The sequence below is a fragment of the Spirosoma gilvum genome (assembly GCF_054776815.1).
In genome coordinates this window covers 756,193-773,761 of sequence record NZ_BAAHBH010000002.1, presented here as the reverse complement: position 1 = coordinate 773,761, position 17,569 = coordinate 756,193, and the positions used below count along the sequence as shown (strand labels likewise).

18 protein-coding genes and 1 pseudogene are annotated in these 17,569 nt (G+C 47.1%); 10 read left to right on the top strand and 9 right to left on the bottom strand.

Translation table 11 applies throughout. The features are described from left to right. Nucleotides 1-65 precede the first annotated feature (65 nt). The 4 genes from ACYVFD_RS07975 to ACYVFD_RS07960 all read left to right on the top strand — a co-directional run bounded on the left by ACYVFD_RS07975 (nucleotide 66) and on the right by ACYVFD_RS07960 (nucleotide 3,807). On the top strand, nucleotides 66-1,340 hold the full coding sequence (locus tag ACYVFD_RS07975) for an MDR family MFS transporter (protein ID WP_461089332.1): 1,275 nt from the start codon (nucleotides 66-68) through the stop codon (nucleotides 1,338-1,340). A gap of 12 nt (nucleotides 1,341-1,352) precedes the next feature. Further along, on the top strand, nucleotides 1,353-1,685 hold the full coding sequence (locus tag ACYVFD_RS07970; RefSeq protein WP_461089331.1) for a low molecular weight protein tyrosine phosphatase family protein: 333 nt from the start codon (nucleotides 1,353-1,355) through the stop codon (nucleotides 1,683-1,685). A gap of 151 nt (nucleotides 1,686-1,836) precedes the next feature. Continuing rightward, nucleotides 1,837-3,171 (top strand): argininosuccinate lyase, encoded by a 1,335-nt coding sequence (argH, locus tag ACYVFD_RS07965; RefSeq protein WP_461089330.1) that lies wholly within the window; start codon nucleotides 1,837-1,839, stop codon nucleotides 3,169-3,171. 36 nt (nucleotides 3,172-3,207) lie between these two features. Continuing rightward, the gene (locus ACYVFD_RS07960; RefSeq protein WP_461089328.1) at nucleotides 3,208-3,807 is read left to right on the top strand and encodes a Uma2 family endonuclease; all 600 of its coding nucleotides are present in this window, start codon (nucleotides 3,208-3,210) and stop codon (nucleotides 3,805-3,807) included. Between the two features lie 77 nt (nucleotides 3,808-3,884). On the opposite strand, the gene ACYVFD_RS07955 is transcribed toward ACYVFD_RS07960, so the two are convergent. Then, a complete protein-coding gene (locus ACYVFD_RS07955) occupies nucleotides 3,885-4,751 on the bottom strand; it encodes an SMP-30/gluconolactonase/LRE family protein (protein WP_461089327.1) in 867 nt (288 codons plus the stop codon). A gap of 196 nt (nucleotides 4,752-4,947) precedes the next feature. Here ACYVFD_RS07955 and ACYVFD_RS07950 point away from each other — a divergent pair, with 196 nt between their 5' ends. Beyond that, nucleotides 4,948-5,157, top strand: coding sequence for a hypothetical protein (locus ACYVFD_RS07950; RefSeq protein WP_461089326.1), 210 nt, complete (start codon nucleotides 4,948-4,950; stop codon nucleotides 5,155-5,157). 91 nt (nucleotides 5,158-5,248) lie between these two features. Here the strand turns inward: ACYVFD_RS07950 and ACYVFD_RS07945 are convergent, their stop codons facing one another. Then, nucleotides 5,249-6,499, bottom strand: coding sequence for an MFS transporter (locus tag ACYVFD_RS07945; RefSeq protein ID WP_461089324.1), 1,251 nt, complete (start codon nucleotides 6,497-6,499; stop codon nucleotides 5,249-5,251). Between the two features lie 67 nt (nucleotides 6,500-6,566). Here ACYVFD_RS07945 and ACYVFD_RS07940 point away from each other — a divergent pair. Then, nucleotides 6,567-7,223, top strand: a pseudogene (locus tag ACYVFD_RS07940) (phosphoribosylanthranilate isomerase). A gap of 134 nt (nucleotides 7,224-7,357) precedes the next feature. On the opposite strand, the gene ACYVFD_RS07935 reads toward ACYVFD_RS07940, so the two are convergent. After that, nucleotides 7,358-7,780 (bottom strand): Hsp20/alpha crystallin family protein, encoded by a 423-nt coding sequence (locus ACYVFD_RS07935; protein WP_461089322.1) that lies wholly within the window; start codon nucleotides 7,778-7,780, stop codon nucleotides 7,358-7,360. Between the two features lie 338 nt (nucleotides 7,781-8,118). Here ACYVFD_RS07935 and ACYVFD_RS07930 point away from each other — a divergent pair, with 338 nt between their 5' ends. After that, nucleotides 8,119-9,462, top strand: coding sequence for a tetratricopeptide repeat protein (locus ACYVFD_RS07930; protein WP_461089320.1), 1,344 nt, complete (start codon nucleotides 8,119-8,121; stop codon nucleotides 9,460-9,462). Between the two features lie 61 nt (nucleotides 9,463-9,523). On the opposite strand, the gene ACYVFD_RS07925 is transcribed toward ACYVFD_RS07930, so the two are convergent. Then, a complete protein-coding gene (locus ACYVFD_RS07925; protein ID WP_461089319.1) occupies nucleotides 9,524-9,937 on the bottom strand; it encodes a hypothetical protein in 414 nt (137 codons plus the stop codon). A gap of 104 nt (nucleotides 9,938-10,041) precedes the next feature. After that, a complete protein-coding gene (locus tag ACYVFD_RS07920; RefSeq protein WP_461089317.1) occupies nucleotides 10,042-10,812 on the bottom strand; it encodes an AMP nucleosidase in 771 nt (256 codons plus the stop codon). A gap of 100 nt (nucleotides 10,813-10,912) precedes the next feature. Here ACYVFD_RS07920 and ACYVFD_RS07915 point away from each other — a divergent pair, with 100 nt between their 5' ends. Next, on the top strand, nucleotides 10,913-11,356 hold the full coding sequence (locus ACYVFD_RS07915; protein ID WP_461089315.1) for a type I restriction enzyme HsdR N-terminal domain-containing protein: 444 nt from the start codon (nucleotides 10,913-10,915) through the stop codon (nucleotides 11,354-11,356). Between the two features lie 80 nt (nucleotides 11,357-11,436). Here ACYVFD_RS07915 and ACYVFD_RS07910 read toward each other — a convergent pair whose 3' ends face one another. From ACYVFD_RS07910 to ACYVFD_RS07895, 4 genes are all read right to left on the bottom strand, one after another. Next, complete coding sequence (locus tag ACYVFD_RS07910) at nucleotides 11,437-12,006, bottom strand: YceI family protein (protein ID WP_461089313.1); 570 nt, start codon at nucleotides 12,004-12,006, stop codon at nucleotides 11,437-11,439. A gap of 56 nt (nucleotides 12,007-12,062) precedes the next feature. Next, nucleotides 12,063-12,518 (bottom strand): MarR family winged helix-turn-helix transcriptional regulator, encoded by a 456-nt coding sequence (locus ACYVFD_RS07905; RefSeq protein WP_461089311.1) that lies wholly within the window; start codon nucleotides 12,516-12,518, stop codon nucleotides 12,063-12,065. Nucleotides 12,519-12,575: 57 nt separating this feature from the next. Then, nucleotides 12,576-14,609: a BamA/TamA family outer membrane protein gene (locus ACYVFD_RS07900; protein WP_461089309.1), complete on the bottom strand. Its 2,034-nt coding sequence runs from the start codon at nucleotides 14,607-14,609 to the stop codon at nucleotides 12,576-12,578. Nucleotides 14,610-14,790: 181 nt separating this feature from the next. Next, the gene (locus ACYVFD_RS07895; protein WP_461089307.1) at nucleotides 14,791-15,312 is read right to left on the bottom strand and encodes a GNAT family N-acetyltransferase; all 522 of its coding nucleotides are present in this window, start codon (nucleotides 15,310-15,312) and stop codon (nucleotides 14,791-14,793) included. 84 nt (nucleotides 15,313-15,396) lie between these two features. On the opposite strand from ACYVFD_RS07895, the gene ACYVFD_RS07890 reads away from it, so the two are divergent. Together ACYVFD_RS07890 and ACYVFD_RS07885 are read left to right on the top strand one after the other, a co-directional pair. Further along, nucleotides 15,397-15,987 carry a Maf family protein gene (locus tag ACYVFD_RS07890; RefSeq protein WP_461089305.1) on the top strand — a complete coding sequence of 197 codons (591 nt, stop codon included), beginning with the start codon at nucleotides 15,397-15,399 and terminating at the stop codon, nucleotides 15,985-15,987. A gap of 48 nt (nucleotides 15,988-16,035) precedes the next feature. Beyond that, nucleotides 16,036-17,535 (top strand): alpha-amylase family glycosyl hydrolase, encoded by a 1,500-nt coding sequence (locus ACYVFD_RS07885; RefSeq protein ID WP_461089303.1) that lies wholly within the window; start codon nucleotides 16,036-16,038, stop codon nucleotides 17,533-17,535. Nucleotides 17,536-17,569 lie beyond the last annotated feature (34 nt).

Sequence of the window (17,569 nt, the reverse complement as noted above, 5' to 3'; positions counted from 1 at the left end):
AACGTTTCATGCCACTGCCTCAATAACAACTTCCCTCAGCCGCTGATTCGTCGTAACTTGCGGGCATGCTTCAGCGTACGCTTCATCTGTATCAACGTGCCTATCAGGGATTATCACCATCGGTCTGGCTGCTGGCCACCGTGATGCTGATTAACCGCTGTGGTACCATGGTGTTGCCTTTCATGACCCTTTACCTGACGCAGCACCTTCACTATACAGTCACTGAAGCGGGTATCATTATGGCCGTGTTCGGAGCGGGCGCTTTCATCGGCACCTTCCTCGGCGGGCGGCTGACCGATCGGTTTGGGTTTTATTACCTCCAACTGTTCAGCCTGATGTTTGGTGGTTTTGCGCTGATCGGTCTCCAGTTTGTCACTAATTTCTATCTGCTTTGCGGATGCATCTTTACATTCACTTTATTCGGCGATTCATTCCGGCCCGCCAATCAGGCTGCCATAGCGCATTACTCCGACCCAGACAATCGGACGCGTGCGTTTTCGCTGAATCGGTTGGCAATCAATCTTGGATGGGCCGTTGGGGGTGCTTTGGGGGGCTGGTTGGCCAGTATCAACTACAGCCTGTTGTTTTGGGTGGATGGCCTCACCTGTTTACTGGCCAGCATCGTACTTTGGATCTATTTACCTGTTCCCAGCAGCACTCAGGAGCATCGATCAACTAGTAGTTCCGGCACCTTACCAACAACAATTACGCCCCAAAGTCCTTACCGGGATAGACTCTTTATCGGATTTGTAGTCTTCGCAGCGGTGTACCTGATGGTGTTCATGCAATTGTTTACGATTGTACCTCTGTTTTTTAAAGAGCGTCTGGGGATAACTGTGCAATTGATTGGCAGATTGATGGCTTTAAACGGGGTTATCATTGTGCTGTTCGAAATGGCTTTAGTGTACAGTCTGGAGCAGCGAAAACACCCAAAAACCACACTGATTGTTACGGGCAGTATCCTAACCGCTCTGGCCTATCTTTCGCTGGCCTTGCCAACAGGTGCCTTTCTATCGGGCCTACACGTTGCCTTGATCTTCATCCTGTTTGCCACACTAGGCGAAATGCTGTCGATTCCGTTCTTACAATCGTTCACTGTAGAACGGTCTAATCCGGCAACTCGTGGACAATACCTGGCTTTATATGGCATGGGAGCCTCATTTGCCCAAACTACGGCCCCAATCTTTGGCTCCTTTATGGTGGCTCAGGCTGGGTTTTCGGTACACTGGCCAGTAGCCGCCAGTATAATACTGGTATCGACCTGCGGGTTTTTATGGCTGGGAAACGAGTTAAAGCACACAGAAAATCAGCAACTTTTGATCGAACAAAGCTCTGACTAACCTTTTCTGCCCTTGAATCTATTATTCGTTTGCAGTCGAAATCAATGGCGAAGTCCAACCGCTGAGCAGATTTACAAAAACTATCCCGATTACTCGGTTAGGTCAGCTGGAATAGCCGCTTCAGCAAGAACAAAGGTATCAGCAAAGCTGATCGATTGGGCTGATCTGGTTTTTGCGATGGAGAAACATCATAAGCAACGATTACAGGAGAAATTCCCCACTGAAACAGCGAACAAACCCATCATTGTACTCGATATTCCCGACGATTATCAGTTTATGGACCCCGAACTCGTTGCGATGCTCAAAAGTACTATCGCACCGTATCTGAACGACGTTGATAAATAAAGGCAATTGCCCTCCCAACTTTCTTTACGACCTTTGCAATTGAGTGATTGAGTAATTGAGTGATTGAGTGAAAATAGCATGCGTCAGCTATTCACTCAATCACTCAATTACTCAACCGCTCAATCACTTTTTCTCTTTCGCTCTTTAAGCTTTGAAACTCTGGCAAAAAGAAGGCGTTTCTACCGCCGAACAAATCGAACGCTTCACCGTCGGGCGTGACCGGGAAATGGACCTTTACCTGGCTCCTTTCGATGTATTGGGTAATCTCGCTCACGCGCAGATGCTCGAAACCATTAACCTGCTTACTAACGAGGAGCAAACCCAGCTACAGACTGAATTAAAGGCTATTTATGGTCAAATCGAAGCCGGTCAATTTGTGATTGAAGAGGGCATTGAGGATGTCCATTCGCAGGTGGAACTGATGCTGACTCGGGCTCTGGGCGATACAGGCAAAAAGATCCATTCGGGCCGCTCCCGCAACGATCAGGTGCTGGTCGACCTGAAACTCTTCACCCGTGATCGACTCTGGCAGGTAGCCGAAGCCGTCCAACGCGTATTCGACCGGCTCATCAGCCGCTCCGAACAACATAAAGCTGATCTGCTACCGGGTTATACGCACCTGCAAATAGCCATGCCGTCGTCGTTCGGTCTTTGGTTTGGTGCCTATGCCGAAGCCCTCGCCGACGATATGCTGACGCTGCAAACTGCCTATCGACTCGCCAACCGGAACCCGCTGGGTTCAGGGGCCGGTTATGGGTCATCGTTTCCGCTCAATCGGACGCTTACCACCGAGTTACTGGGCTTCGAAGGGATGCACGTCAATGTGGTGTATGCACAAATGAGCCGGGGCAAAACCGAACAAACAGCCCTTACAGCTCTGGCTACCATAGCGGCTACTATCTCGCGCATGGCGATGGATATTTGCCTGTATAACAGCCAGAATTTTGGGTTCCTGGTTCTACCCGACGCCCTTACGACGGGTTCGAGCATTATGCCGCACAAGAAAAACCCGGATGTGGCTGAATTGCTGCGCGCCAAAACGAACCGACTAAAGGCGCTACCCATGGAAATCACACTGGTAATGAGCAACTTACCCTCGGGCTATCATCGCGACATGCAGTTGCTGAAAGAGATTCTGATGCCCGCTTTCGATGAAATTCTGGATTGCCTCGACATCACCGATTTCATGCTCGAACACCTACAGGTGAAACCCAATTTGCTGGACGATCCGAAATACGATCTGCTGTTCAGCGTGGAGCGGGTGAATGAACTGGTGCTACAGGGTGTACCCTTCCGCGAAGCCTATCGAACCGTTGGAAAAGAAATTGCCGACCATACTTATGTGCCGCCCCGCACGCTCCAGCATACACACGAAGGCAGCATCGGCAACCTTGGCAATGATTTGATTGTTAACCAGATGAAGCAGGCCATGAATGGCTTTGGCGCCAACAAAGTACAGGAAGCCGTCACGCGGTTACTTTCCTAAAAAGCGTTATCTTGCTATAGATAAATAAAACGAAAGATGCTGGCAACTCAGGAATCCACACCCACTTCGGCCATTCCATCGTCTCTGGTGTACGAGGTATTGAATGGTAGGCCCTTGTACTACCGGGGTTATAAAGAGGTACTGGCAAAAAACCTTAACCCCGAGAGCGTTATGGGCAGCAGTGCCTTACAATCCATTTTAGTATCACTGATTCATTCGTATATCATGCTCAATCGTGACAAAAAGAAATACATTCCAGTCACGAACGAAGCAGGTGTACATTTGGCCCTCACCGATAATCTGTCCTGTGATGTAGCGATCTTTGAAAAAGGCACCTTTGAGATAACGACAAAGTATTTTGATGTTGCCCCTAAAATTGTGATTGAAGTTGATGTTAAAATCGATTTGACCGAATTCGATGGCATTGAATTCAATTATGTTGCCGAAAAAAACCAGCGTTTATTCGATTTTGGCGTCGAACGGGTCTTGTGGGTTTTGAGCAAACATCGCCGGGTTATGATCGCCCAGCCCAATCAGGACTGGATTTTTACAGACTGGGGAAATGATATAACCGTAATGGATGGCTGTATCCTGAATGTCAAAAAATTACTGGACGAGGAAGAGATTGTTTATTAGTTAATTGGTTGGCTAGTTGAATAGTATTCAATGACCAACTACTCAACCACCCAACCAATTAACTAATAAACCAACCACTACTCTACTCGATACGCCACGAGGCTGTTTTTGTAGAAGGTCGGCACAATCAGCAGTTTTTTCTTCGACACGTAGTCAATATCGGCCGAGTTGATCTTATTGCTGCGGGTATCCAGCAATTGCTCTTTGGTACCGTCGGCGTCTACGTGGAAGATCTGGCCGTTCCAGTCCGAGACAAAAAAGGCCCCTTTCCCTTCTGGTACAATCCCATCGGTAGCAGCCATTCCATCAGCTAGTTTCGTAATCGTCTTCGTTTCGACATCTACAGTCTGCAATGCACCAATTTTCGTGCTGCCGATCATCAGTTTATTCTTGCCGACGGCCAGTAAGCCATTAGGTTTATTCAGTTGTTCTCCCTCCATCCAAACCTCCAGTTTATCATCTTTCAGACGGTAAATCTTGTCATTTCGGTTGTCGGAAACGTACACAGTCCCGTCACGGGCTACGGTTACGTCGTTCAGGAAGGCTTCTTTTCCAGCCCCATCCCATGTTTTTTCGGCCTGCCCATTTTCGGTGTTGATACAAACCAGCCGATACATATCCGTCACATAGAGCCGCTTTTTATAGATTCCCATGCCTTTCGGCGCATTCAGTCCGGAGGTCCAATGCAGATTTTCAATCTTGCCATCGAGCGATACTTTTGAAATGAACCCACTGCCATCCAGGCCATCAGGTTTGCCATCAATATTGCTAACATAGATCGTACTCTTACCATCGTAGAGCACTGATTCTGGAATACGTAAGGTCGTATCCGTTTCCCATACTTTCACCAGTTTCATTGGTTTAGGAGCAGCCGATGGGGGCGACAACGCCAGCAAAAGTCCACTACCGATAAAGGCACCGAGCATCGTAAGAGTCTGTTTCATAGATCAATGGAGATTCAGGATTAAAAAAGGCTAAAAAAATTTTGTTGTAAGATATTGGGCTAACAATTACTCTACAAAGCATATGTACAATATATAATATGATTTTTCTAACGAGTTACTCACGCAGGCTCTATACGCATAAAACAATCTAAAAATCAAGCCTGTTTATCATCACGCACACTCAAAACACAGGTCAATGGAAAACAACCGACCCCTCGCTTCGCAGGTGCAGACACCAGTTGGGCAACTCAAGGACAGCATTCGTGACATGATCCGGCTGCAACGTGATTACCACCTCTCGGATGAACTCTTCTGGGAAATTTTCAACACGCGTGTACTGCTCAACGAGCAGATAGACGTCAATGCCTTTCTCCGCGATCTGAATACCCCGGTCGCTCAAAATTAACTTCATTCACGATTGAAATTTCCCGAAACGAGCTATTCGAGCCGTGTTAATTCGGCTTGTAGATCGTTTCGGGAAATTGTTTGGTCCCCGCTTAACTCAATCGAACGGAAAACAGCTCCTTCGATCGGGCATATACATAGGCAACCACAATCAGAGTTACAACACCTCCAAGAGCTACCGACGGTACAGTACCTAACAAGCGAGCCAGCAGTCCCGATTCGAAAGCACCTATTTCGTTCGATGAACTAACAAAGATGCCGTTTACCGCAGCAACTCGTCCGCGCATATGATCGGGTGGGAAAATCTGCAGAATTGTTTGCCGAATTACCACACTTACACTATCGAAAGCACCGGTCAAGGCCAACATAATCAGCGACAAGTAAAAATCTGTGGAAAAGGCAAACACAATGGTAGCCACACCGAAACCCAAAACGGCCAGCAGCATATTCCGCCAGGCATTTTGCGTAGGCGGAAAACGAGTCATAAACGCCATCGTGAGTAGGGCACCAACCGATGGCGCTGCCCGCAGAAAACCAAGCCCTTCGGCACCTACATGCAGAATATCTTCGGCAAAAACAGGCAAAATAGCCACTACTCCACCAAACAAAACTGAAAACAGGTCGAGCGAGATAGCGTACAGAACAATCTGGGTTTTAAAAACAAACCGAAAACCTTCTTTCAGACTCTCCCGAAGTCCCAGCATCGGTTCGTTGCTTACCGGAACCGGCTTCCGTTTGATTAGCGAAAGCAGCAGAAAACAGAAAACAAATAAGACAATAATAACAATCAGGGTATTATCGAAGCCGAACCAGTTGTAGAAAAAACCTGCCAGCCCAGGCCCCACAATGGCGCCAGCCTGCCAGAACGAACTATACCAGGTGGCTGAGTTCGCGTACAGCTCACGTGGAACCAGAAAAGGCTTTAGCGAGGAACTAGCTGGCGAATAAAAGCCTTTGGCAGTTCCGATCAGCATCAGGACGCCGTAGATAGTGGATAATCGCGCTGTTGTTGACAGTTTAGCAACAACGGATGGTTGGAAAACCAGATACAGAATAACTGAGCCAAGAATAATAACCAGCAGGCTCCACTGTAATATCCTTTTTTTATCGCGCCGATCGGCCAGGTGCCCGCCAAAAAGTGACAAAATAATAAACGGTATCGCTTCGGCCAATCCGACCAGCCCCAGCATGAGCGGGTCGTGGGTAATCTTATACAGTTCGTACCCTAAAATCACTTCCTGAATCAGCAGCGTTACCGTGATCAGAAAACTGTTCATCACGAAGTAGCGAAATTCGACAATTCGGAGCGAGGCAAATGTGTCGTTGGGAGGTTGTTGCACCATACTTTGGATGGCGAATCGTATGTTTGTCGCCTGATCTTTAGTCTGTCAACCTAAAATAGTAGAATCTGTGTTCCGAACACGCGTAAAAATTTGTTGCATCAGTAGTCTGGACGAAGCCCGGCTAGCCATCCGACTTGGTGCCGACGCTCTAGGCCTGGTCGGTAAAATGCCAAGCGGGCCGGGAGTAGTACTGGATGAACTGGCAGCCGAAATCGTCCGGGCCGTTCCTCCGCCGGTAGCCACGTTCATGCTGACGAGCGAAACGGCTGTCGATGACATTTTAGCTCATCAGCAACGGGTTGGGGCCAACACCATCCAACTTGTCGATGCCGTCTCGGCCGATACGTATTCTCAACTCCATACAGTGCTACCTTCAGTCAAGGTAGTACAGGTAATCCACGTAATCGACGAGCGAAATCTGAACGAAGCTTTAGAAGCGGTTGAAAACGGAGCCGACGCCCTGCTACTCGATTCAGGCAACCCCAATTTGGCGATTAAGGAATTAGGGGGAACAGGCCGGGTACATAACTGGGTGGTAAGTCGCCAGATTGTCGAGTAATCACGCGTACCTGTTTTTCTGGCCGGTGGGCTCCATGCTGACAATGTCCGGCAAGCGATCGAAAATGTTCAGCCGTTTGGCCTTGACATTTGTAGCGGTGTTCGAACGAACGGACGACTGGATGAACGTAAGCTTGAGAGCTTTTTGCATGGGGCATGGGGGTAAGAGCATCGGGTGTATTTCACTCATCGCCCAATGCCCTTACCCCCATGCAAAAAGGCCTACACCAATTGGCGTGGGCCTTTCCTTTTGAATTACAGTACAATCACTTATTTGTACAGCTTGCTACCGGCCTTCAGTTAGGCAATAGCAATCTCCTTTACCTGCTTCTCTTCCTTCACCTCAATTTTGGGCAATTCAACTGTCAGAATACCATCGGTATAAGCGGCCTTAATGGCATCGGCATTTACCGTTTTAGGCAGTCGGAAACTCCTTTCAAAGGAGGTAAACCCAAACTCCTGACGAGTGAACTTACCTGTATTTTCTTCGCTCTTCACTTCCGACTGATAGCCAATCGTCAGTTTGTTCGCTTCTACATTTATTTTCAAATCCTCTTTTTTCAGACCGGGAGCGGCCAGCTCAAGGACAAATTCGGTTTCAGTTTCTTTCACATTAACAGCCGGTACATTAGGGGTTGTGTTATGGAACCGGTTAATGACAGGGCGGCTGTAGAAAGGGTTAACGAACGCAGGGAAATTGTTATATCGAACTAAGGTTGCCATTTGCTTATTTGGTTTAATTGGGTTGTTCATGATCAAACACATACACCCTATGTCAAACGTCGTACCAAAGCGTTTCAAACAATTTTTCACAGACATTTTGTCCGAAAATCATTAAGCCGAGGCAATATTACTGACAAAATGGCGGAAATAAAGTTGGATATCCTACTTTATTTCCGCCATTTTGTATATATCTACCACGACTATAAAGCTAAGTAGCTGTCTGCATGGACCATTGCCTTACTTTTAATCCGGCTCAAACTTGGCTAAGCCATAGCAAACGACTAATTTTATAGTCCTGTTAGAGAACCGACTCACCTAAAACTTCTTATCTTTTGTTTATGAAGCGACATTTACTGCCGCTGGTCACCTTCTCCTTTTTCGCCAGCCTAACCTTTTCCGCCACAGCCCAACAAACCGCTGTTGACTATTTCGAGAGTGGTATTACCAAAAGCAAAGCCAACGATTTTACTGGGGCTCTACAGGCATTTAGTATGGCCATCACCATGAATCCCGAAAACGCGGCCAGTTATTACAATCGGGGTGTGGCCAAAGCCAATTTAAAAGATCACCGTGGGGCTATTCTGGACTACGACCGAGCCATCGAACTCAACGGGAAAGATGCTATGGCCTACCTTAGCCGGGGAGTGAGCAAAAGCAGGCAGGATGACCACCGGGGTGCATTGCTGGATTTTAGCCGTTCTATTGAATTAAACCCCGACGATCCACAGGCTTATTACAACCGAGGATTGAGCCGCAGCCGAATCGAACAATACCGGGGTGCCCTGACTGATTTTAGCAAAACCATTGAACTTGATCCCGGTAACGCACAGGCCTATTATATACGAGGCATTACGAAGCAGAAACTGGAAGATTTTGCCGGTAGCCTTCCCGATTTCACGAAAGTAATTGACCTAACGCCCAAACGAGCACAAGCGTATGCAGGCAGGGGAATCTCAAAAACGGAGTTGAATGACTTCACCGGCGCCGTAACCGACCTGAACAAAGCCATCGAACTAAGCCCGGAAGATGGTGAATCCTATTTCTATCGGGGTTACGCGAAAGGAAAACTCGAAGATTATAAAAGTGCGTTGCCCGATTACGATAAGGCCATTGCGCTCAAAGCTGATAACTACCGCGCCTACTACGGACGTGGTTTCTGCAAAAGCAAACTGGGTGACCAGAAAGGGGCCGTTCTGGACTTCAACCAGGCTATTGAAATGAATAACGCCAACGCTACGGATGCTAAACTGGTCTATAGTGGCCGTATCAACCGCGCTACGCTGGATAAACTCCGTGACGTTGTTCAGGAACGGAATAAAATCAATGAGCTGGGAACCGAACGGGCTGAGGCCTATTTCAGCCGGGGGATCAGCAAGAACAAACAGGGTGATCAGAAATCAGCGATCATCGACCTAAATAAAGCTATTGAACTTAGCCCAACCTATGCCGAAGCCTATTTCAGCCGGGGCCTGATTAAGTCGGCGCAGGGCGACCAGCGGGCCGCGATTATGGACTGCAACAGCGCTATTAAGCTCAATCCTCGATACGCGGAAGTGTATTACATCCGGGGTATTATCAAACACAGCCTGGGTGATGAAAACGGCGGTTGTCTGGACCTTTCTAAAGCGGGTGAATTAGGCTATAACCCATCTTATAAAGTTATCAGCGACTATTGTAATTAGAAAAAAGGAAGGAGGGGAGAAAGGGATTGCGATTGCATTCCTTTTCTCCCCTCCTTCCTATCTATTTAAGCCGGTCCTGGATTAACGTTACAAGTTGATCAAATCGCTGGTTCATTTCCTGTCGCAAACTACCAATTTCATGATTCATATCCTGCCGTAGGCTACCAATTTCATAGTCGATTTTCAGGTTAACCTGATCAAATTTCTGGTTGACCTGATCAAACTTTTGGTCAACTGCCATAAATCCCTCCCGCATTTCCTGCCGAAGCTCATCGATTTGCTGTTGTTGCTTATCAAATTGCTGCCCCATTTGAACAGTCAAATTGGCAAGTCCCTTTGCTGTTGTATCCGCCTTTTGATCGGCGCGGGTGGCAATTTCCAGAATCTGCCCTTGCCCTTCAATCAGTCGGTCAATTTTTTGAAGCGATTCGGCCATTAATGGCTCAAGTTGGTCAAGTCGTTGGTTAGGTGTCATGGCGTAAATATAGAAATTTACCTAATCATCTTAATAGATGTAGTAAATAAATAATCACAAAAGGTACACAAGCCAAGTGCAGATTTAGATCTGCATTTACCTATTTATTCAAACCGCAAATGCTTCACTGAGTCGCCAGATGATTCGAGTTCGAGCAGCGCGTCGATTCCAATTTCCAGGTGGACATTCACAAATTGACTTGTTACGCGTTTGTCACTCTCTTCGGTTTTGACCCCTTCGGGAACCAGCGGATTGTCGGAAACCAGCAATAAAGCTCCATGTGGTATGGAATTGACAAAGCCAACGGTAAAGATGGTTGCTGTTTCCATATCAATAGCCATCGTCCGGATTTCGCGCAGGTAGTCTTTGAATTGCTCGTCGTGCTCCCATATGCGTCGATTTGTGGTATAAACAGTACCTGTCCAGTAGTCCAGCTCGTATTTCTTGATGGTCGACGAAACAGCACGTTGCAACCGGAACGAAGGCAGGGCTGGAATCTCAGGTCGCATATAGTCGTTGCTGGTACCATCACCACGAATAGCCGCTATGGGTAAAATCAGGTCACCGATCTGCGTTTTTTTCAACCCGCCACATTTTCCCAGAAACAGCACGGCTTTGGGATCGACTGCCGAAAGCAAATCCATGACCGTGGCCGCCATTGCACTGCCCATGCCAAAATTGATGATGGTAATGTTGTTGGCAGTAGCGGTCTGCATGGCCCGACCAATACCGAAAATTTCTACGTCAAACTTTTTGGCAAACAGCTCAACATAATTAATAAAATTAGTCAGCAAAATATATTCACCGAACTGTTCAATGGGTGTACCCGTGTAGCGTGGTAGCCAGTTCTGAACGATTTCTTCTTTTGTTTTCATTGATAAAGGGCGAATGAGTGAGTGAGTGAGTGAGCGAAAGGACGAGAAAAGATTCACTCTTTCACTCATTCACTCTTCCGCTCTTTCGTAACTTCGTGGTATGGTCCCATTGAACCTGCCAACCTTTGATTGCAAAACTAAGCAAGTCGAAGGAAAACCCTATATTTTTGACTTGATCCGCCGGAAGTATGTGCGGCTGTCGCCCGAAGAGTGGGTTCGTCAGCATGTTATTAACCTGCTACTGACCCACTATGCTTACCCGAAAGCCCTTATTCGTACGGAAGGGGGGCTGACCCTCAATCAAACGCTGAAGCGAACCGATATTGTTGTGTTTGACCGGGAAGGAAGCCCCTTTTTACTAGTTGAGTGCAAAGCCCCTCATATTGCACTAACACAAATCGTTTTCGACCAGATTGCCCGATATAATCATGTGCATAAGGCACCGTATCTGGTTATTTCAAATGGATTGACCCACTATTGCTGCTCCGTAAATCACACAACTGCCGAGATTGCCTTCATGGACGATTTTCCGGCGTTTCTGTAGATTTTTGGCACTCCTAACTAGAAAAAATCCCCGTTACCAGATCGGTAACGGGGATTTTTCATAATCCACTATCACTACAATTACTGTTGTTTCACCAGTTCGCCGGTAGCCCGGATAGCGATTTCATCGCTAACCACAGCCGTAGGGGCCGCGCCTAGTGAGAAATCAGCCCGTTTTACTTCGCCAGTTACTTTAAAACCAGCCTTGGTTTGCTTGTTTTGTGGGTTCGTAACCGGTCCGTTGATAACAGCATCGAGCGTTACAGGCTTGGTTACGCCGTGCATGGTCAGATCACCAACCAGTTTGTATTTGTTAGCCGATACTTTGCTAATCGACTTACTTTTGAACGACAGCGTTGGATATTTAGCCGCATCGAAGAAATCAGGGCTTTTCAGGTGTGTATCCCGACGATCCTGGTTTGTGTTGACGCTGTTCACATCGGCCGTCAGGTCGATTTGAGCGTCCGAAAAATCATCTTTCGATGAAGCCATTTTAACATCGAAGTTTGTGAACTTACCGTCTACTTCGGCCAACATCATGTGCGTTACGGTGAAACCCAGATTCGAGTGAGCTTTGTCAAGACCCCAGTTTTGAGCAAATGCGCTCGCTGAAGACAATAAAAGAGCAGCAAAAAAAGTTGCCTTTTTCATTGGTTGTAAATTGTTAATTGGAAATTGATAAAAAGTAAAGTAAACAAGGAAATTAGTTAGCCCCGAAGTTTGTCCAGCAATTGGCTTAGCTGAACAGCCTCATCTTCAGTCAGTTTACACCGCTGTTTCTGATCCCAATCAGCCTGACTAATGTCCAGTTGATTAAGTAGTTCAAGCCCTTTATCGGTAATGACGACATCAACCGCCCGTCGGTCACTTGGGCATTCAGTACGTAAGACAAGTTTCTTAGCGACTAGTTTATCAACCAGCCGGGAAGCGTTCGACATTTTATCCAGCATGCGCTCGGTAATGTCGCTCACTTTTACTGGAGAAGGATACTGACCACGTAAGATCCGCAACACATTGTATTGCTGCAAGGTCAGGCCAGACGGCTTCAGCAATTTTGTCTGCGTCGCTGAAATCCAGTTGCTTGTGTATATAAGATTCACCATCACCCGATGATAGGGGGTTTTGAATGGTGTTGTTTGCTTGATGTCGGTTTCGATAGACATGTCACAAAGATAAAGTATTTGTATTTAATGTAACAACATTAAATACAAATAAATTCATTATTGATAAGGGATGATTTGAGGAGCCGACAAGTCAAAGTCCCGGAATCGCAGGGTTGGTACTCCTTCAAATACCTGGCGGAAGGGAATGGTATTGTTTGGAATGTTTGGATAATAGGCCAGCCGGACCTGAAAACTATTGAATGTAAGGTTTTCATTTCGGAGTCGAAAACCAATGCCATAGCCTTGATAAAGCGGTCCGCTCAGCAATGGACGATCTGGAAAACTGACTAACCCAAGGTTGACAAACGCGATGAATGCCACGCGGAATCCAATTAGGTTGAGCTTGGAAAACAGAATATTTTCGTAGTTGATAAACCACCGTTTTGTACCAATAAGCGCATCACTATTGACACCAATACCGTCCGTATTAATCCCGCTGCCTGTACTACTTAGTGAAATGTATTCATTATCGAATCGACCAATACCGGTCGTGTACCGTGTATTGAAGAAATGGCGCATATTTCCCCAGCGACTTTTTACCAGCGGGCTGAAATAGTTGGATTCGAGCGAAAAAACACCCTGTTCAATGGTGCGTGATCGAACAAAACCACCCAGACTGACTAACCCATACACATAGCCCATCGACCGCACATAGTTGCCCTGCGAAAAGTTGAGTCCCATGTACGTTCGATGCCCAAGTTCGGCATTATCGATTCCGGTAATCAACGCGATCGACTCTCCAGTGGGGACGTCTTCTGTACGACCAAATCCATAGATCAACACATCCCGAACATACTTACGACGGGAGTAACCAACACTAAATAAGGTAGTCCGGCTGTCCTGATAAATCTGGTTGGTATCGGCCGTTACGGTAGGCCGTCGGCTGTACGAATAATCGGTATTCCGTAAAGCAACAATCAGCCGAGAACGGCCTTTTTTCTCAATATCCCTGTCATTTTCCCGATAAAATAACCGGAACGACCGCCCAATCCAGATATCGGTATAGTTGTAGGAAAGGGGTACGTAAAGTATGCTGTCTTCCCGCGTGATAAGCCGATTATTGATCTCTGTATGATTCAGTTCGATGGAACCGGCATACTTAGTGTCAGGAGTTAGAAACGGGCGATAAATTTTAGTGGATACCTGTTTCAGGTCGCGCAGGTACAACATATCTGCCTGCGCTGTCAGGAATGTTTTACCGATAAAAGGCACCTTGTAATGCGCCTGATATTCGAGTGTCTGGCGCGGATCGTCGCCGTTATAAGCTACCTGCGTCCAAAGCTGATGCCCTAATCCCCGAAAGTTTAGCTGATTAAACCCAACACTAAAGTTTCGAAAGCCACCAAACCCACCAATGGGCAGCAACGACCATACGTCTTGTGTAATCACATATACATCCACAAACTGACGACTTCCAGAGCGCGGGACAACCAGAATACGCGCATCATGAAAAATAGACGTGGTTCGAAGCAAACGTTCGTTATCCCGCAACACGGTAGGATTGACAATATCACCCTGCTGAAAAAGTAGGTACGAACGTTGGATAACATGCTCGCGGGTATTGGTATGCAATCGCCCTCCCAGTCGTTCAATCCAGTTTCCGGGTTGGCGCAATGTATCATAAACGGTCTGGCCAAATACGCTCAGTCTACGAATGTAAATAGTCCCGATAATTCGCCCTTCAAACGGTTTAAACGGATTGGTTTCGAGCTGATTCACTTCTCCCGTTTTCAGACGGCTATTGTATACGTCCTGAAAAATAGCGTCATACAATTGGCGCGTTAGCCGGTGCTTATACATTCGCTCTTTCAGACGGCTATAAAAAATACTGTCGCGCAGGAGGCTACTATCCGTAACGGCCGTGAGCTTAATGGCCATCAACGAGTCGGTAGGCCCGTAGTTGATCGGCTTATTTCGTAATGTATCGATATGTACCCGATCAGGGTTCAGCCTGAAACGTGAACTGTCGGCCTGGGAATGGCCAGGATTCTGCTGTGCCTTCGCTATTGATACGCATCCGGCAAAAAGAATCAGCCACACTGCCAAACAGTGTAATACTGACAAATACTTGTTCGGATACAACTGACTCATGAGCTGATAAACTACTACTTAGAGTGTGGCGAGGTGAAATCGTTTAATATAATGTACTTCTGATTAGGAACGATTTACGCCAAACTTTCTAATTATAATCCAATTAAATCAATTAAGCCCAATTAGATCTGTTCATTTCCAAAGCTTAAAACATCTCTTTTCCAACCTTCATACCAACCATTTAGGTAGTTAACTGTTTTTGAAGCCAATAATCCCGCTGCCGCTCAGAACCAAATTGAAAGTAATGGAAGCCCAGCCGTTCAAAGCCCATTTTCTGGTAGAACGCTATAGCCCGTACGTTACGCTCCCACACCCCTAACCACACGGACGTATACCCCTGAGTACGCGCCCAGTCGAGACAATGCTGCATGAGTATACGTCCCTGCCCCTGCCCAAGTTGCGTTTGCAGCAGATAAATGCGTTGAATCTCAACGGCATTTCGATCCTTCATTCGTCGTGGAGGACGACCACGGCGAAGCTTGGCGTACCCTGCCGGATGGCCGTTGGGTGTTTCCATCAAAAAGAAAAGCGATTTAGGATCAGCCAGTTCGGACTCTATAATAGCCAATGAGAATGCCGACTGAATGTATTCCTCAACCAGCTCGGCAGGGTTATAGGGTGGGCCAAACGTATCGCGCATGGTTACCGCGGATATATCAGTAAGTAAAGCTGCATCGGCCGGAGTAGCGGGACGAATTGTCAAAGGAATTACGATTTATAGTATACGATTTACGATTATAGCCGAAATTCGCTTTATAATTCATAATACATTGTTCATCCATCCTAAATGCAGTTAGTCTTTCCGCTTGTGCTGGCATCCGGTTCACCCCGACGTAAGCAACTTATGACCGACGCCGGTTTCTCATTTACCATCGAAACCCGACCAACTGACGAGCTTTTTCCAGCAACTATGCCTGCCGATGAAGTAGCTGAATACCTGGCACGGGAGAAAGCAATTCAGTTCCGGCCTGATTTAGGCAGTCGGATTATCCTCTGCGCCGATACGGTGGTCATTCTGGACAATCAAATCCTGAATAAACCGCAGGATGAAGCCGATGCGCAACGCATGCTGCGAATGCTATCAGGCCGTACCCACCGCGTTCGGACGGGTGTTGCGATCCTATCGCCCGACGGGCTGGAGTCATTTACCGATGAAACGGTCGTTCAATTTGCCAAACTATCCGACGCCGAAATCACGTATTACATTCATACTTGCCAACCATTCGATAAAGCGGGCTCTTACGGTGCTCAGGATTTTATTGGTTTAGTAGGTATCGAACGGCTGGAAGGTTCCTTCTATACCGTCATGGGATTACCTACCCATCGAGTTTATCAAGCGTTGAAACGATTTTTACAGAGCGAAAGAGTGAAAGAGTGAATTGCTGACGCAGACTCGCTCTTTCACTCTTTCGCTCCTTCACTCTTTATGATTCTCCCCATCGGCCATACTGGCGTTCATTACGAAATTTTTGTTCGGTCGTTTGCCGATTCGAATGGCGATGGCATCGGCGATCTCAATGGTGTCACAGCAAACCTCGACTATTTGAAAGACCTGGGTGTATCGGCCATCTGGTTGATGCCTATTAGTCCATCGCCCAGTTACCACAAATACGACGTAACCGACTATTACGGCATCGACCCGGAATATGGTACACTCGACGATTGTAGGCGGCTTATCCAGGAAGCTCACCAACGGGGCATAGCCATCATTATCGATCTGGTCTTACACCATACCAGCATTCAGCATCACTGGTTTCAAGAGGCCGCAAAAGGACCTCAGAATCCGTACTGGAATTTCTACAAATGGCTTACGCCTAAGGAGATTAAAGCTCGAAATCTGGCTACCCGCGACATCACGGCCGACTCCGATGAACGAAGTCCCTGGCATTCGGTACCTGGCGCCAAATACCCTGAGAAATACTACGGCATGTTCTGGCAGGGTATGCCCGATCTGAATTTCGACCATCGACCTGTTCGCGACGAAGTGTTTAAGATCGTGCGTTACTGGCTCAATGAGGTTGGTGTTGATGGGTTTCGGCTCGATGCAGCCCGACATCTTTATCGCGATTATGAGGAGACAAAAAATCACGATTTCTGGGAAGAGTTTGGCCGGGAGGTCGCAGCCGCTAAGCCAGGAGCTTATACTATTGGCGAAGTCTGGACGCGGCCCGAACGCATTGCTCCTTATTTTCGCGGCCTGAAAGCCAATTTCAACTTCGATCTGCGGTTGATTATTGAAGAAATTGTTCGGCAGGAAGACGATACCGAAGACATGATTCAGTTTCTGACGTATGTACATGCCGCTTTCTGTAATGTGAATCCGCAGTTTATCGATGCACTGATTCTATCCAATCATGACCAGAACCGGATTGGTAGTTTGCTGAAAGGCAATGCGAATCACCTAAAAGTGGCGGCCAATCTGTTATTAACCTTACCCGGCCTGCCTTACCTGTATTACGGCGAAGAAATTGGGATGCGGGGCGTAAAACCCGATGAAAACATTCGTGAACCCTTCCTCTGGGATTTCCGCGACCGGGATAAACAACGTACATTCTGGCGACGGGGGCGGTATAGTACTAGCCGAACTATCCGCCCATTGGCCCACCAGCAAACCGACCCGGACTCTTTATTTACACATTACAAACGACTGATTCACTATCGCAATAACCACCCGGTCCTGAACGACAACCTAAGTCGGTTAGCACAAACGGGAATTCGTCAGAAAGGTACCGTATCGTTTATCCGACAATCGGAAAATGGCGGACGTATTCTGGTCATTCATAATCTGACTAAAGAGCCAATAGAGATTGTACTGTCGCCTGACGAATACTGGTGCCACCAGATCGTATTCGAAACCGGGCAGGGTAGTCAGTTTAGTGGAGATCTGGTTCATATTCCTGCTTACAGTTGTGTGGTGATGGAATAAGTCGGGATATTCAGTCCACACTAAACTTGTTGCG